Annotated in this window: 14 protein-coding genes and 1 tRNA gene; 8 read left to right on the top strand and 7 right to left on the bottom strand. The window is 68.3% G+C overall.

Going from position 1 to position 14,144, the window contains the following annotated elements:
* Positions 1-163 precede the first annotated feature (163 nt).
* Both KO481_RS06795 and KO481_RS06790 read left to right on the top strand, forming a co-directional pair.
* A tRNA-Lys gene (locus KO481_RS06795) sits at positions 164-236 on the top strand.
* 473 nt (positions 237-709) lie between these two features.
* Positions 710-1,690, top strand: coding sequence for an acyl-ACP desaturase (locus KO481_RS06790; protein ID WP_215916144.1), 981 nt, complete (start codon positions 710-712; stop codon positions 1,688-1,690).
* 141 nt (positions 1,691-1,831) lie between these two features.
* On the opposite strand, the gene KO481_RS06785 is transcribed toward KO481_RS06790, so the two are convergent.
* Entirely contained in the window at positions 1,832-2,674 is an 843-nt protein-coding gene (locus tag KO481_RS06785) for an alpha/beta fold hydrolase (RefSeq protein ID WP_215916143.1), read from the bottom strand.
* A gap of 125 nt (positions 2,675-2,799) precedes the next feature.
* Here KO481_RS06785 and KO481_RS06780 point away from each other — a divergent pair, with 125 nt between their 5' ends.
* The 3 genes from KO481_RS06780 (at position 2,800) to phoU (ending at position 5,682) form a co-directional block, all read left to right on the top strand.
* Complete coding sequence (locus KO481_RS06780; protein ID WP_215916142.1) at positions 2,800-3,600, top strand: helix-turn-helix domain-containing protein; 801 nt, start codon at positions 2,800-2,802, stop codon at positions 3,598-3,600.
* A gap of 37 nt (positions 3,601-3,637) precedes the next feature.
* Positions 3,638-4,786, top strand: a complete 1,149-nt coding sequence (gene dusB, locus KO481_RS06775; RefSeq protein WP_215916141.1) for a tRNA dihydrouridine synthase DusB — start codon at positions 3,638-3,640, stop codon at positions 4,784-4,786.
* A gap of 227 nt (positions 4,787-5,013) precedes the next feature.
* Entirely contained in the window at positions 5,014-5,682 is a 669-nt protein-coding gene (gene phoU / locus KO481_RS06770) for a phosphate signaling complex protein PhoU (protein WP_215916140.1), read from the top strand.
* A gap of 218 nt (positions 5,683-5,900) precedes the next feature.
* Here phoU and pstB read toward each other — a convergent pair whose 3' ends face one another.
* The 6 genes from pstB to KO481_RS06740 all read right to left on the bottom strand — a co-directional run bounded on the left by pstB (position 5,901) and on the right by KO481_RS06740 (position 11,907).
* Complete coding sequence (pstB, locus tag KO481_RS06765; RefSeq protein WP_215916139.1) at positions 5,901-6,677, bottom strand: phosphate ABC transporter ATP-binding protein PstB; 777 nt, start codon at positions 6,675-6,677, stop codon at positions 5,901-5,903.
* Positions 6,678-6,696: 19 nt separating this feature from the next.
* On the bottom strand, positions 6,697-7,599 hold the full coding sequence (gene pstA, locus KO481_RS06760) for a phosphate ABC transporter permease PstA (protein ID WP_215916138.1): 903 nt from the start codon (positions 7,597-7,599) through the stop codon (positions 6,697-6,699).
* Complete coding sequence (gene pstC, locus KO481_RS06755) at positions 7,599-8,591, bottom strand: phosphate ABC transporter permease subunit PstC (RefSeq protein ID WP_215916137.1); 993 nt, start codon at positions 8,589-8,591, stop codon at positions 7,599-7,601. The genes pstA and pstC overlap by 1 nt, the downstream gene beginning before the upstream one ends.
* A gap of 91 nt (positions 8,592-8,682) precedes the next feature.
* The gene (pstS, locus tag KO481_RS06750; RefSeq protein WP_215916136.1) at positions 8,683-9,810 is read right to left on the bottom strand and encodes a phosphate ABC transporter substrate-binding protein PstS; all 1,128 of its coding nucleotides are present in this window, start codon (positions 9,808-9,810) and stop codon (positions 8,683-8,685) included.
* Between the two features lie 409 nt (positions 9,811-10,219).
* Complete coding sequence (gene mshD / locus KO481_RS06745; RefSeq protein ID WP_372451931.1) at positions 10,220-11,134, bottom strand: mycothiol synthase; 915 nt, start codon at positions 11,132-11,134, stop codon at positions 10,220-10,222.
* A complete protein-coding gene (locus KO481_RS06740) occupies positions 11,131-11,907 on the bottom strand; it encodes a winged helix-turn-helix transcriptional regulator (RefSeq protein WP_215916135.1) in 777 nt (258 codons plus the stop codon). The genes mshD and KO481_RS06740 overlap by 4 nt, the downstream gene beginning before the upstream one ends.
* A 213-nt stretch (positions 11,908-12,120) precedes the next feature.
* Between KO481_RS06740 and KO481_RS06735 the strand changes: the two genes are divergently transcribed.
* The 3 genes from KO481_RS06735 to KO481_RS06725 all read left to right on the top strand — a co-directional run bounded on the left by KO481_RS06735 (position 12,121) and on the right by KO481_RS06725 (position 14,139).
* Positions 12,121-12,933 (top strand): LmeA family phospholipid-binding protein, encoded by an 813-nt coding sequence (locus KO481_RS06735; protein ID WP_215916134.1) that lies wholly within the window; start codon positions 12,121-12,123, stop codon positions 12,931-12,933.
* Positions 12,930-13,388 (top strand): thioredoxin family protein, encoded by a 459-nt coding sequence (locus KO481_RS06730; RefSeq protein ID WP_215916133.1) that lies wholly within the window; start codon positions 12,930-12,932, stop codon positions 13,386-13,388. Before KO481_RS06735 ends, KO481_RS06730 begins: the two co-directional genes overlap by 4 nt.
* Positions 13,389-13,656: 268 nt before the next feature.
* Positions 13,657-14,139 carry a DUF4395 domain-containing protein gene (locus KO481_RS06725; RefSeq protein ID WP_215916132.1) on the top strand — a complete coding sequence of 161 codons (483 nt, stop codon included), beginning with the start codon at positions 13,657-13,659 and terminating at the stop codon, positions 14,137-14,139.
* The last annotated feature ends 5 nt before the right edge of the window (positions 14,140-14,144 follow it).

The following is a 14,144-nucleotide window of genomic DNA, read 5'->3' as shown; positions in this document are numbered from 1 at the left end:
CGTACCCAGTACTCGGCTGCGGCCCACCGGACCGCCCCGCGCACAGATCCGATGGCCCCGCCGCCCTTCCCGACCCCTCGGGAGTCGTATCGACCTGCGCAGACCCGAGCGACCGGATACCGGTTACCACTTCGGCGAGCAGCCCATTAGAATTGCGGACCGCGCCCCTATAGCTCAGTTGGTAGAGCTACGGACTTTTAATCCGCAGGTCCCAGGTTCGAGCCCTGGTGGGGGCACGTCATTCGGCCGGTCGGAGCCTTCGCTCCGGCCGGCCGAAGCCGTTCTGGGGCAGTATCGTCCGGCGACGAGGCGACCGCGACCGATGCGGTGCACAAGGCGCTGCCCGCCCTGCTCGGCGGCTTGCAGGCAAAGGCCGGCAACTACCGGAGTGAATAATCCGTCCGGGGATCGGCCCGCGTGGGCTAACGCTGTGGCCCTGCCGACGATAGTCCCCACGGAGGCGCCCCTACGCCTAGACTCGGGCAGACCGCTCCCCGACCGCTGCACTGAACCACCGTTGTTCGACAGCCCAGTCGAGGGCGTAGGAGTTGCATAACCGGACAACAATCCTCGTCCGCTGCGTTTCGCATCACACCTACGGTGCCGTAAGGTATGGGCCGCAGTGGTAGGGGGTAGCACGGTTATGTGGGGGGCGGCAACACTGAGCCGACGAGCAAGCTGGCAGGACGACACACTGAAGGGCGTAGGTATGGCAAGGGATCTGACTCAACTCGAGCTGCTCACGGAGTTGGAGCCGGTTGCCGAACAAAACGTCAATCGGCACCTCTCCATGGCCAAGGAATGGCATCCGCACGACTACGTGCCCTGGGACGAGGGCCGTAACTTCGCCGCGCTGGGCGGTGTGGACTGGGATCCGGAGCAGTCCAGGCTGAGCGAGGTCGCCAAGGCGGCGATGATCACCAACCTGCTCACCGAGGACAATCTGCCCTCGTACCACCGCGAGATCGCCGAGAACTTCTCCCAGGACGGCGCCTGGGGCACCTGGGTCGGCCGCTGGACCGCCGAGGAGAACCGCCACGGCATCGCGATCCGCGACTACCTGGTGGTCACCCGCGGCGTGGATCCGGTCGCGCTCGAACAGGCCCGGATGATCCACATGACCAACGGATTCGCCTCTCCCGCCGATCAGTTGGCCAACGAGGCCGGGTTCCTCTACTCCGTGGCATACGTGACCTTCCAGGAGCTGGCCACCCGCGTGGCGCACCGCAACACCGGCAAGGTGTGCGACGACCCGATCGCCGATCGCATGCTGCAGCGCGTCGCCGCCGACGAGAACCTGCACATGATCTTCTACCGCAACATGTGCGGTGCGGCCCTGGACCTGTCCCCCGACCAGGCTCTCAAGGCCATCAACCTGATCCTGCAGAACTTCCAGATGCCGGGCGCGGGCATGCCCAACTTCCGCCGCAACGGCGTCCTGATGGCCAAGCACGGCATCTACGACTTGCGCCAGCACCTCGAAGAGGTCGTGCAGCCGGTGCTGAAGAAGTGGAACATCTTCGAGCGCACCGACTTCACGCCCCTCGGCGAGGAGATCCGCGACAGCCTGGCCGCCTTCCTCGAGAAGATGTCCAAGGACGTGGTGCGTTTCGAGGAACAGCGCGACCGCATGCTCGCCCGCGAGGCCGCCAAGCGCGAGCGCGAATTCGCCGGCGCCACGGCGCAGTAACTCATCGCCCGGAGCCCGGGCGCGAGTCGGCTGCCGACCGCCCCCGGCTCAGGCCTGCTCGTCCCGCGCACTCCGCTCACCGTCGGGGTCGACCCGCCTGACGGTCGCGCAGGCGGTCGTCGGAGGGGTGCACGGTCGACCTCACCGCCGGCCCGCGGGCGCTGCTTGCACCTCACCCGTGAAGGCGAGGATTTCCTGCCGGTAGCGGTCTCCTCCGGACAGGTACACCCCGTGCCCGGCCCCCTCGAATTCCACCAGCCGGGCGTGCGGGATCAGTTGCGCGCAGCGACGGCCGGTGGCCTCGATCGGATTGTTGACGTCGAGGTCGCCCTGCAGGATCAGCGTGGGGACCGTGATGCCGGGCAGCTCGGCGGTCAGATCGGCGTCGGTGTTGGTGTCGAAGGTCGCCAGCAGCACCGGCACCGGGAGATCCATCAGGTGCCGGCGCCCGCTCTCGTCGAGCAGCGGCGAAATACGGTGGCCGGGCCCGAGGAACTGTTCGGTCGGCATGGCCGCGACCGTGCCCATATCCGAGCCGATGAGCTGCCGCAGCGCGGCCACAGTGTCGTCGTCGAGTCCGGCCGGGTTGTCCGGGGATTTACGCAGGCTCGGTGCGGTCGGGGCGCTCAGCACCAGCCCGGCGACCCGGTCGGCGCCGTGCACCGAGAGGTAGCGAATCGCTTCGGCCGCACCCAGGGATTGGCCCACGAGGACCGCGCCGGTCAGGTCCAATCGCTCCAGCAGCGCCGCCAGATCACCGGCCAGGGTATCGAGGTCGTATCCGGTGCGGGCGATATCGGACCGCCCGTGGCCGCGGCGATCGAAGGCGATGCACCGCCACCCCGCGGCGACGAAACCGGGGATCAGATACTCCCAGATCTTTGCCGAAGCACCCCAGGAGTGGATCAAAACCAGTGCGGGATCGGCACTTTCGCCCCATTCGGTGTAGTGGATGCGGGTTCCGTCGGAGCTGTCGACGTACATGGCGGGGGTCTCCCTTGCAGAGGTGTGGAACATGCGACCGACCGAGCATGCGGCCGTCCGGACAGTGCCGTCGACTACCCAGCAGGTAGTCGACAGTGGCCGTCGCGCCTCCTACGATTCGGCCCATGGCAATGGCGAAGCGCGAGGTCGGCACGCTGATTCGGCGCCGCCGCGAGGGCGCCCGCTATTCCCAGATGGCGCTGGCCCTCGAGGTCGGGGTGTCCACTCGGCATCTGGGCTTCGTCGAGTTGGGTCGCTCGGGCGTCAGCCCGGAGCTGCTGCTGCGGATCGCGGAGCGGCTGGACGTACCGCTGCACGAACGCAACGAGTGGCTGCTGGCCGCCGGCTATGCGCCCCGATATGCCCGCACGCCGCTGGATGATCCGGGCCTGGGCCAGGTGCAGGCCACGCTGCAGCGGCTGCTCGACACCCAGGATCCCTTTCCGGCCATCGGCCTGGATGCGGGGTGGAACATCCGAATGGCCAACCGCGCCGCCGCGCGACTGAGCGAGGGGCTCCCGCCACACGTCACGGACCCGACCTCGAATCTGTTCCGGATCGCACTGCATCCCGACGGATTCGCCGGCAGCAGCGACAATGTCGCCGCGTGGTCGCCGTATCTGCTCCGCAACCTCGACCTGGTGCTGCGGCGGACCGCAGACCCCGATCTCGCCCGGCTCGCCGAGGAGATCGCTACCTGGCCCCGCATTCCCCCGCGCGACCACTGGGCCGGTCCGGTCCTTACGGCGGACCGATCCCCGGTGCTGGCCTGGCACGTCCGGGTGCACGGCCAGGACCTGTCGCTGTTCAGCATCATGACGACCCTCGGCACGCCCCTGGACATCACCCTGCAGGAACTGACCATCGAAATGTTCTTCCCCGCCGATGCGGCGACGGACCGTGTCCTGCACCAGCTGGCCGGGTGATCCCGGCCACTGCCGGGGGTTTGCGAGAATGGGAGCCATGACTGCGGTAATAGAGGCCAGGCCCGGACTGCGGATCGGCCCCTACCCGGTCGATCCGGCGGTGGTGCTGGCCCCGATGGCGGGGATCACCAACGTCGCGTTCCGGACGCTGTGCCGGGAATTCGGCAGCTCCACCGCCATCTACGTGTGCGAGATGATCACCGCGCGGGCCGTGGTCGAGCGCAACGAGAAGACGCTGCACATGATGGCGTTCGGCCCCGACGAGAGCCCCCGCTCGATGCAGCTCTACGGCGTGGACCCCAAGACCCTCGGCGAGGCCGTGCGGATCGTCGTTGGCGAGGGCTGGGCCGACCACATCGACATGAACCTCGGTTGCCCGGTGCGCAAGGTGACCCGCCTGGGCGGCGGATCGGCGCTGCCCTACAAGCGGCGACTTTTCGCGAACATCGTCCGGGAGATGGTCGCCGCCGCCGGTGACGTGCCGGTCACCTTCAAATTCCGCATCGGCATCGACGACGAGCACCACACCTACCTCGACACCGGCCGCATCGCCGAGGCCGAGGGCGCCGCCGCGGTCTCCCTGCACGCCCGCACCGCCGCCCAGCTGTACTCCGGGCAGGCCGACTGGTCCGCCATCGCGCGCCTCAAGGAAGTCGTCACCACCATCCCGGTGCTCGGCAACGGCGACATCTTCACCGCCGACGACGCGTTGCGCATGATCGCCGAAACCGGCTGCGACGGAGTCGTCGTCGGCCGCGGCTGCCTCGGCCGCCCGTGGCTGTTCGCCGAGCTGTCGGCCGCGCTGCGCGGCGAGCCTGTCCCCGCGGGCCCCACGCTGGGCCGCGTCGGCGAGATCCTGCTGCGCCACGCCCAGCTCCTGGTCGAACACGACGGCGAGGACAAGGCCATGCGCGACATCCGCAAACACATGGCCTGGTACCTCATGGGCTTCCCGGTCGGCTCCGAACTCCGCCGCAAGTTCGCCACGGTCTCCAGCCTCACCCAGATCGAAGACCTGACCGCCCAACTGAACCCCGAGGCCCCCTTCCCCACCGAGGCCGCCACCGGCCCACGCGGCCGCCAGGGCTCCCCCCAAACCAAGGTCGCCCTCCCCGACGGCTGGCTCGACGACCCCGAGGACGCCACCGTCCCCAGCGCCGCCGACGTCATGCACTCGGGCGGTTAGCCCCCGGCGCGGCGTGCACTCGCCATAACTGCAGCCTCCTCTATGCCGTCGATGGATCGGACGCATCGAGCCGACGGCGGCAGGCGGCGGTGGTCAATCCGACGACACTGTTGGTACCCTGCCGCTGACGGTCTCCCGGCAACCGGAAGACCGCTGGTCGGGGGCAACACCCGCGGTTCACCCACCGTTCGTGACACGGTCAGCGCCGGGAACTAGTGTTCTGAATCATGCGTGTCATCTACAACGAGCAAATGGCAGATCTCGCCTCCATGCTGGGCGAAATGGCCGGTACGGCCGGTTCCGCGATGGAGCAGGCGACCCAGTCGCTGCTGCAGGCCGACCTGGCCCTCGCCGAACAGGTGATCACGGAGTACGACCGCATCTCCGAGATGATCACGCAGGCCGAGGAGAAGGCCTTCGCCCTGCTGGCCCTGCAGGCGCCGGTCGCCGGCGATCTGCGCCAGGTGGTCAGCGCCATCCAGATCGTCGCCGACGTGAACCGGATGGGCGCCCTGGCGCTGCACGTGGCCAAGGTCGCGCGTCGCCGCCACCCCAACCACGCGCTGCCCGAGGCGGTCAACGGCTACTTCGCCGAGATGGGCCGGATCGCGGTGAACATGGGCGCCGCCGCCAAGGAGGTGCTCGAGACCCGCGATCCCGAGCGCGCCGCGCAGCTCAACGAGGACGACGAGGCGATGGACGATCTGCACCGTCACCTGTTCTCGCTGCTGATGGACCGCGAGTGGAAGTTCGGCGTGGCCGCCGCGGTCGACGTCACCCTGCTGGGCCGCTACTACGAGCGCTTCGCCGACCACGCGGTCGAGATCGGCCGGCGCGTGGTGTTCCTGGTCACCGGCGTGCTGCCCGCCGAGGAGACCGAGGCCGAGAAGATCTGAGGGTCAACGACACTCAGCACGACAGACACACAGAGGGCCCGAGTCACACTCGGGCCCTGTCGATATTCCAAGCTCCTCACCGAGCAGCACCGTGCCCCTGGAAGGGGCCGTGGCCAGCGGGGACGGGCCCACCTCCAGCAGGCCGCCATCCGCCGGCCCGACGAGCAGGCCTCACGGCAAGCAACGGCACGCTGAAGGCGGGGAGAGGCGGGGGAGCTCTAGCCGAATCGGCCGGAGATGTAGTCCTCGGTCGCCTTCTGGGACGGGTTGGAGAAGATCTTCTCCGTCTCGTCGATCTCGACCAGGTTGCCGGGCTTGCCCTGCTCCTTGAGGTTGAAGAAGGCCGTCTGGTCACTCACGCGCGCGGCCTGCTGCATGTTGTGGGTGACGATGACGATCGTGTACTGCTTCTTCAGCTCCGAGATCAGGTCCTCGATCGCCAGGGTGGAGATCGGATCCAGGGCCGAACACGGCTCGTCCATCAGCAGCACGTCCGGGGAGACCGCGATCGCGCGGGCAATGCACAGACGCTGCTGCTGACCGCCGGACAGGCCGCCGCCCGGCTTGTCGAGCCGGTCCTTGACCTCGTTCCAGAGGTTCGCGCCGCGCAGCGAGCGCTCGGCGACCTCGCCCAGCTCCTTCTTGTTGCGCACGCCCTGGAGCTTCAGCCCGGCCACCACGTTGTCGCGAATCGACATGGTGGGGAACGGGTTCGGGCGCTGGAACACCATGCCGATGGTGCGCCGCACGCCGACCGCGTCGATCTGCGCGCCGTAGATGTCCTCGCCGTCCAGCAGCACCCCGCCCTCGACGCGGGCGCCCGGGGTCACCTCGTGCATCCGGTTGAGCGAGCGCAGCACGGTGGACTTACCGCAACCCGAGGGACCGATGAAGGCGGTGACGCTGCGCGGGAGCACGGTCAGCGACACATCGGACACGGCATGGAATTTGCCGTAGTAGATGTTCAGATCTTTGACGTCGATCCGCTTGGCCATGAAGAGTTCCGTCCGCTTCTTATCGGTTCCGCGTGAGCAGCTTGTTGACGACCGCCGCGCCCACATACAGCAGGGCGATGATCAGGATCAGGGTCAGGGACGCACCCCAGACCCGCTCCACGCCCGCGGCCTGTGGGTTGGACAGCTGCTGGTAGATCAGCAGCGGCAGCGAGGCCATGTTGCCCTGGAAGATGTTGAAGTTGATCGAGGCCGAGTAGCCGACCAGGACCAGCACGGGCGCGGTCTCACCCATGACTCGGGCGATGGCCAGCAGCATGCCGCTGATCATGCCGGGCAGCGCCGTGGGCACCACGATCCGCACGATCGTCTTCCACTTCGCGACGCCCAGCGCGTAGGAGGCCTCACGCAGTTCGTCGGGCACCAGCTTGAGCATCTCCTCGGTGCTGCGCACGACCACCGGAAGCATCAGCAGCACCAGGGCGAACGAGACGGCCAGCGCGCTCTGCTCGAACTTCAGGCTCGCGATCCACAGCGCGAAGACGAACAGCGCGGCCACGATCGAGGGCACACCGGCGAGGATGTCCACCATGAAGGTGGTGACCCGGGCCAGCCGTCCGCGGCCGTATTCGACCAGGTAGATGGCGGCCATCACGCCCAGCGGGATGGCGATGATCGCGGCCACCCCCGCCTGCACGATGGTGCCGAAGATGGCGTGGTACACACCGCCCGCGAACTGCTCGGGCAGCACGCCGAACTGGGAGTTGGTCCACCAGCCCTGGCTGATGACGGCGCGGTACCCCTTGCTCACCACGACGATCAGCACCCAGGCCAGCGGCACCAGGGCGATCGCGAAGCACAGCCACATCACCAGCGTCGCGAGGCTGTTGCGGATCTTGCGGCCCAGCGAGATCTGCCGGAAGGCGGGCGCCTTGATCGGCTGGTCGAGAGTGGTCGCGGTCATCACCCGTTCACCTTCCCGCCGGCGGCGATCCGGGCCAGCGCGTTGACCACGAAGGTCAGCGCGAACAGCACGAAACCGGCCGCGATGTAGGCGCCGGTGGGCAGCGCCTGACTGAATTCCGAAGCGGCCGAAGCGATCTTGGAGGCGAAGGTGTATCCGCCGTCGAACAGCGACCAGTTCCCCGGCTTCTGGGCGGTGCGCAGCACGATCAGCACCGCGATCGTCTCACCGAGCGCGCGGCCCAGGCCGAGCATCGACCCGGCGATCACGCCGCTGCGGCCGTAGGGCAGCACGGTCATCCGCACCACCTCCCACTTGGTCGCACCGAGCGCCTGCGCGGCCTCGATGTGCGCGCGCGGGGTGAGGTGGAAGACCTCGCGGCTGACCGAGGTGATGATCGGCAGGATCATCACGGCCAGCACCACGCCGGCGGTGAAGATGGTGCCGCCGCCGTCGACCGAGACGTTTCCGGACTTGAACAGGAACAGCCAGCTCAGATGGTTGTTGAGGAACTGTTCGAAGGGCACCAGCTTCTCGGCCAGCACCAGAAAACCCCAGAGACCGAACACGATCGATGGCACCGCCGCCAGCAGGTCCACCAGCATCGAGAACGGGCGGGCCAGCGTCTTGGGCGCGTACTGCGTCAGGAACAGCGCGATACCCACGCCCACCGGCACGGCTATCACCAGCGCGAGCGCCGAACTCATCACCGTGACCATGAACAGGTCACGGATGCCGAACCGTAGGTTGTTGGCATCGCTGGTGCTGAATTCGGGACTGGTGAAGAAGTTCGCGTGGTTCGCGCCGATCGAGGGCACGGCCTTGATCAACAGGAACAACGCGATGAGCGCGATGGCAGCGACGATCGTCGCGCCCGCCGCGGTGGCCAGCGACCGGAAGATGACCTCCGGTCTCTTGCTCACCTTCTGGCTGATGGGTTTCGCCGACTCGGCGGCTGATACAGCCGAATCGCTGGATGATTCACTCGGCATCTGAGCAGTATCTCCGCCGAGCCGCCGGTCAGTCGAGTCCGACTGTCCGGCGGCGGCGACATCGTCGTGCACGGTCATTGGGGTGGCGTTATCAGGAGATGGCGTTGACGGCGGTGGTCAGCTTGGCCTTGAACGAATCCGGCAGCGGGATGTAGCCGGTGGTGTCCAGGCCGGTCTGGCCGTTGTTGATCGCCGAGGTCAGGAACGCCTTGACGGCCTTGGCCTGGTCGGCGTCGCTGTACTTCGAGCACACGATCTCGTAGGTGCCCAGCATGATCGGGTACGCGGCGGGATCGGTCGGGTTGTAGAACGAGGTGGTGTCCAGCACCAGGTCGTTGCCCTCGCCCTTGACCTTGACGCCCGCGACGGCCTTGCCGGCCGAGTCGACGGTCAGGTCGACCGGCTTCACCGAGGCATCGGTCAGGATGCTCGCCATATGCAGGTTCTGGGTCTTGGCGAACGACCACTCGTTGTAGGTGATCGAACCGGGGGTGCGGTTGATGGCCGCGGAGGTGCCCTGGTTGCCCTGGGCGCCCTCACCGACACCGCCGTTGAAGACCTTGCCGGCGCCGCGGGTACCCCAGGCGCCCTTGGAGGCGGCGGCGAGGTACTGCTGGAAGTTGTCGCTGGTGCCGGACTGGTCGCTACGGAAGACCACGTTGACCGCCAGGTCGGGCAGCTTGTCGGCGATGCCGGTGTTGAGCGCCTTGATCGCCGGGTCGTTCCACTTGGTGATCTGGCCGCTGAACAGCTTCGCCGCGGTCGGGCCGTCGAGCACCAGCTTGTCGACGCCGGTGATGTTGTAGGTGATGGCGATCGGGCCGAAGACGGTCGGCAGATCCCAGGCGGGCGAACCGCAGTGCTGGGCGGCCTTGTCCGGCTCACCCTTCTTCGGGTCCAGCGGGGAGTCCGAACCCGCGAAATCGGTCTGGCCACCGAGGAAGTCGTTGACACCGGCGCCGGAACCGCTGCCGGTGTAGTCGAGCTTGTAGCCGGGGCAGTTCTCCTGGTACGCGGCGACGAAGTGGGTCATCGCGTTCAGCTGGGCGGTGGAACCGCTGGACTTCAGCGCCTTCTTGCCGCCGCAGTCCACGTTGACCTTGGTCGGGGCGGCGTTTCCGGTCTGCGCGGCGTTGTTGTCACTGCCACAGGCCGTCAGGGTCAGGGCGCCCGCCGCGGCGAGCACGCCGATGAGAGCGCTGGTGCGCTTGAGATTCACCTATTCCTCCGGAACGTCGGTACACGCCCGATCCCTCAACGACCGGACGGGTCACTGTGGTGGCCGTTCACAGAACCTGCGCACCAGGCGGCGCATGCCGCCCATAAGTAACGTAAGGTCGGTCGGTGGACAGTTGGACCTTGCGACGTGAACGCAGGGTGAACAACCCGGCGCGATCACGTCATTCAAGTGTGACATTTGCCGCAGTGTAACCAGGCTCATGTGTGTCGAATCGCGGCGGCGATCCGGTGCCCGTCCTCATTACTCCCGGGCCGACGGTCGTTCGGAAATCCACAGAGCTGATTCCCACCCCGGATCGGGCGTAAACCCGTCACCCCGAATGTAATTCGTCTCACAACGCGGGCGTCGCTCGCCCGTCGTTACCGGCCGTCGCAGCGGCGGAACGGCGTCAGCGAGCGGAGTAGGCCGCGTCGACGTGCGAGGTGCCGAAGCCGAGCCGGGTGTACGTGTGCACGGCGGCGGTGTTGTCCGCCTCGGTGTACAGCAGTACCTCGCCCAGGCCGCGATCGCGCAGGTAATGCAGGCCCGCAAGGGTCAGCAGGCGGCCCAGCCCCCGGCCCTGGGCGGCCGGATCGATGGCGACCACGTAGACCTCGCCGACGACCGGATCCTCGTCGTCGTGCACCTTCGTCCAGTGGAATCCGAGCATGCGCGCCGGATCGGCCGGGTCGACCGCGATGAACAGTCCCTTCGGATCGAACCAGGAGGACTCCCGCCGCACCGCGATCTCGGCCTCGCCCCAGCCACCCTGTTCGGGATGCCAGTCGAAGGCAGCGTTGTTGACCCGCAACAGCTCCGCGTCGTCCGCGGGCCCGGCATAGGTGCGCAGCCACAACCCCTCGGGCACCACGAGCTCGGGTAACTCGGTATTCGCGAGCGGGCGTCTCATCTGCCACAACTCGCGCGCGACGCCCAGGCCCAGACGTCCGGCGACCGCGCGGGCGGCGGGCAGATTGCCGTGCGCCCACACCCGGGCCGCGGGGCCGCCCTCGGCCAGCGCCGCGGCGACCAGCGCCGCGCCGATGCCGCGGCCGCGATGCCGCGGATCCACCGCAACCTCGGCCATGGCCGGGTGTTCGGCATGCGCGGCAACGAGATTCGCATACCCGGCCACGGCGCCCTCGCGCATCGCCAGCCGATGCCGGGCCGCGCCGGGCGCGTCCAGGGACAACACGGCCTGCTCGGAAACCGGTGCCACGCCGTCGGTTTCGGTGGCGCGCTCGAGCAACTCGCGCACCTGCCGCGCGGCGTCTGCCGGCAGTTCGCCGGTCCATCCGGACAGCTCCGGACGATCCCCGGTCACGACTGCGACCCGTTGACGGGTGCCAGCTGCGAGTCGTCCGAACCTTCGGAGCCATCGGAGCCGTCGTCCGGGACGGCCGGGGCGGGCTCGCCCTTACCGCTGGACCGCGCCGGGCGCACCGCCTTGTAGCCGACATTACGGACGGTGCCGATCAGCGATTCGTACTCGCTGCCGAGCTTGGCGCGCAGCCGCCGCACGTGCACGTCGACCGTGCGGGTGCCGCCGAAGAAGTCGTACCCCCAGACCTCCTGCAGCAGCTGGGCGCGGGTGAACACCCGGCCCGCATGCTGCGCGAGATATTTGAGCAGCTCGAACTCCTTGTAGGTGAGGTCGAGCGGACGCCCGCGCAGCCGCGCGGTATAGGTGCCCTCGTCGATCACCAGCTCACCGAGGGTGATCTTGCCGGTGGTCTCGGGACTGGCCGCACCGCCCCTGCGGGCCACCAGCAGCCGCAGCCGGGCATCGAGCTCGGCGGGGCCGGTTCCGGGCAGCAGGATGTCGTCCAGGCCCCAATCGGCGTTGACGGCGACCAGACCGCCCTCGGTCAGCACCGCGACGACCGGCACCGAGGATCCCGTGCTGCCCAGCAGCCGGCACAGTCCGCGCGCGGCGGCCAGATCGGTACGCGCGTCCACCAACGCCACATCCGCCGAGCCCGCTTCGAGCAGGGAGGCGACCTCGGTGGGCGCCGGGCGGACATGATGGGGAAGCAGCGCCAGCGAGGGCAGGACCGACTCCGGATTCGAGTCGGAGGTCAGCAGGAGTAGCTCCACCGGCCCTCCTCCTAATCTGGCATGTCCGCGGCAACCCCGGTGTTTCTCGCGAGTACATGCTGGTTCGCACTGGTAATTCGTGCCTACATTAGCGCGTCCGGCGATGTGACCACGTATTCCGGGCGTCCGCCGCTCGCGTCGCGGTCCGGCGCAATGCCCGCCGTGACCGCACACCCGGGATTGCCGGGGCCACGGAACAGATATCGTGCCTACATGCGAAAGGTCGTAGTCGGACTGCTGCTGCTGGTGGCGGTGGCGGTGGTCGCCGACTTCACGGCCGCGGCGTACTCGGAGTACCGGGTCTCGCGGTCACTGCGGGCCGGCGGCGAGCTCAGCGCCGATCCGAGCGTGACCATCCACGGATTCCCGTTCGCGCTGCAGGCCTGGCACGGCGACTTCCGCAACGTCGAGATCACCGCGCGCGCGAACCGGCCCGACATCCCGGGCGAGATCCTCGTCACCGCGACCCTCAACGGCGTCCATCTGCCCGCGCACGCACTGATCGACGGGGAAACCGGCTCGGTGTCGGTCGACCGGGTCTCCGGACGGATGAGCATCGAACCGGTCGAGCTGGGCCGGTTGTTCGGCATTCCCGACCTGGACATGCGCGGTCCGCCCGCGGACAAGTCCGACGGCACCGGCGGCTCCGGCGGCTCGGGCGTGACCACGCAGGGCGCGCTGATCCTGTCCGGGACGATCCCGCTCGGTCCCGAACCGCGCAGCACCCAGCGGGTCAGCGTGAAGGCTGACCTGCGGCTCGAGGGCGATCAGATCCGCATCGTCGCGACCGATCTGTACCGGGGCGACGAGACCTCGCCCGCCTCGGTGCCCGCGCCGTGGAGCCCGGACCTGGACAAGGCCGCGGTACTGGCCCGCTTCACCCGCACCATCGACACCCGGGATCTGCCGTTCGGCGTACACCCGACCAGCGTCAAGGCGCTGGGCGGCAATATCATCGTCGAGGGGGAGGGCGACAACATGACGATCGATATGGACAAGTTCGCTCAGCCGGTGATGCAGCAATGACACAAATCTTGATTCTCGTGGCGGTACTGGCCGCGGCCGCCGTCGTCGGGGTGCTCGTGCGCCGCCGCGAGGGCCGGGTCCGCACGACCGGGGCCGACACGGCGTCCGCGTCGGGGGATGCGGCGCGCACCGCCCTGCTGGCCGCGGTCGGCGTCGGTGCGGACGCACCGGCGGTGCTGCACTTCTCCGCCGAATGGTGTGGTCCGTGCGAGGCGGTGCGCCGCGTCGTGCAGGGCGTGGTCACCGATCTCGCGCAGGCGCAGACGCCGCCGCTGGACATCGAGATCGACATCGACGCCGAGCCCACCCTGGCCCGCGAACTGAACGTGCTCTCGCTGCCGACGACGTTCGTCTTCGATGCCCGCGGCCGCGAGCGATTCCGGATCTCCGGGGTGCCCAAGAGCTCGGACCTGCGCAGCGCCGTAGCCCCGCTGACCCTGCAGGATGCTGCCTAACCGACCCGGTTTCGGACCCCGGGTCCTTTTTCCGCTCCGAACCGGGTAAACTGCTCTACGTGCAAACCCGCCGAGAGCTGATGCTCACCCGTCGCCGCACAGTTGATCTGTGCCGCCTCGGCGGCTGTTGCTGCCTGTGCATGTAGCCGGTCGGCCCTTAGCACACCTCTGTCGCCGACCGGTTGTCTTACCGCGTGATTGATCTCGTAGATCCCCGGTGATCTGACATATCCGACAGCTGGACGCATGCAGCGCAGGAGTTCCGCCCATGTCCCAATCCCTTGAAACACACACGCCCGCCCCCGGTCAGGTCGATGTCCGCGGTCCGCGTTTCGCGGCCTGGATCACCACGGGTGTGCTGGCCCTGGTCCTGATCGTCTCCGCACTCTCGGTCCCGCTGGCCGCGGTGCTCGTCGCCGCGCAGGCGGTGGTCTTCGCCATCGGCGCCGCGGCCGGTCCGCGGCGCAGCCCGTACGGATTCCTGTACGCGCGATTCGCCGCCCCGCGCATCGGCCCGGCGTCGGAGGTCGAACCCGTCGCGCCGCTGCGGTTCGCCCAGCTCGTCGGCCTGATCTTCGCGGTGCTCAGCCTGCTCGGATTCGTCGCCGGAAGCGCCGTCACGGGCGTGATCTTCGCCGCATTCGCACTGTTCGCAGCGTTCCTCAACGCGGCCTTCGGCATCTGCCTGGGCTGCAAGATCTATCCCCTCGCGCTGCGGCTTCGGCCCGCCGCCACCCAATCCGCCCGATAACCACC

The organism is Nocardia albiluteola (assembly GCF_018860155.1).
GTDB lineage: Bacteria > Actinomycetota > Actinomycetes > Mycobacteriales > Mycobacteriaceae > Nocardia > Nocardia albiluteola.
Note: the sequence above shows the minus strand (reverse complement) of the source record. Positions and strands in the feature narration are given on the sequence as shown.

Bases quoted from the DNA above. Each gene is read 5' to 3' on its own strand.
- KO481_RS06790 (WP_215916144.1), top strand. From the start codon at position 710: ATGGCAAGGGATCTGACTCAACTCGAGCTGCTCACGGAGTTGGAGCCG.
- KO481_RS06730 (WP_215916133.1), top strand. From the start codon at position 12,930: ATGACACAAATCTTGATTCTCGTGGCGGTACTGGCCGCGGCCGCCGTC.
- pstA (WP_215916138.1), bottom strand. From the start codon at position 7,599: ATGACCGCGACCACTCTCGACCAGCCGATCAAGGCGCCCGCCTTCCGG.
- pstB (WP_215916139.1), bottom strand. From the start codon at position 6,677: ATGGCCAAGCGGATCGACGTCAAAGATCTGAACATCTACTACGGCAAA.
- KO481_RS06780 (WP_215916142.1), top strand. From the start codon at position 2,800: ATGGCAATGGCGAAGCGCGAGGTCGGCACGCTGATTCGGCGCCGCCGC.
- phoU (WP_215916140.1), top strand. From the start codon at position 5,014: ATGCGTGTCATCTACAACGAGCAAATGGCAGATCTCGCCTCCATGCTG.
- KO481_RS06725 (WP_215916132.1), top strand. From the start codon at position 13,657: ATGTCCCAATCCCTTGAAACACACACGCCCGCCCCCGGTCAGGTCGAT.
- pstC (WP_215916137.1), bottom strand. From the start codon at position 8,591: ATGCCGAGTGAATCATCCAGCGATTCGGCTGTATCAGCCGCCGAGTCG.
- KO481_RS06735 (WP_215916134.1), top strand. From the start codon at position 12,121: ATGCGAAAGGTCGTAGTCGGACTGCTGCTGCTGGTGGCGGTGGCGGTG.
- dusB (WP_215916141.1), top strand. From the start codon at position 3,638: ATGACTGCGGTAATAGAGGCCAGGCCCGGACTGCGGATCGGCCCCTAC.
- KO481_RS06785 (WP_215916143.1), bottom strand. From the start codon at position 2,674: ATGTACGTCGACAGCTCCGACGGAACCCGCATCCACTACACCGAATGG.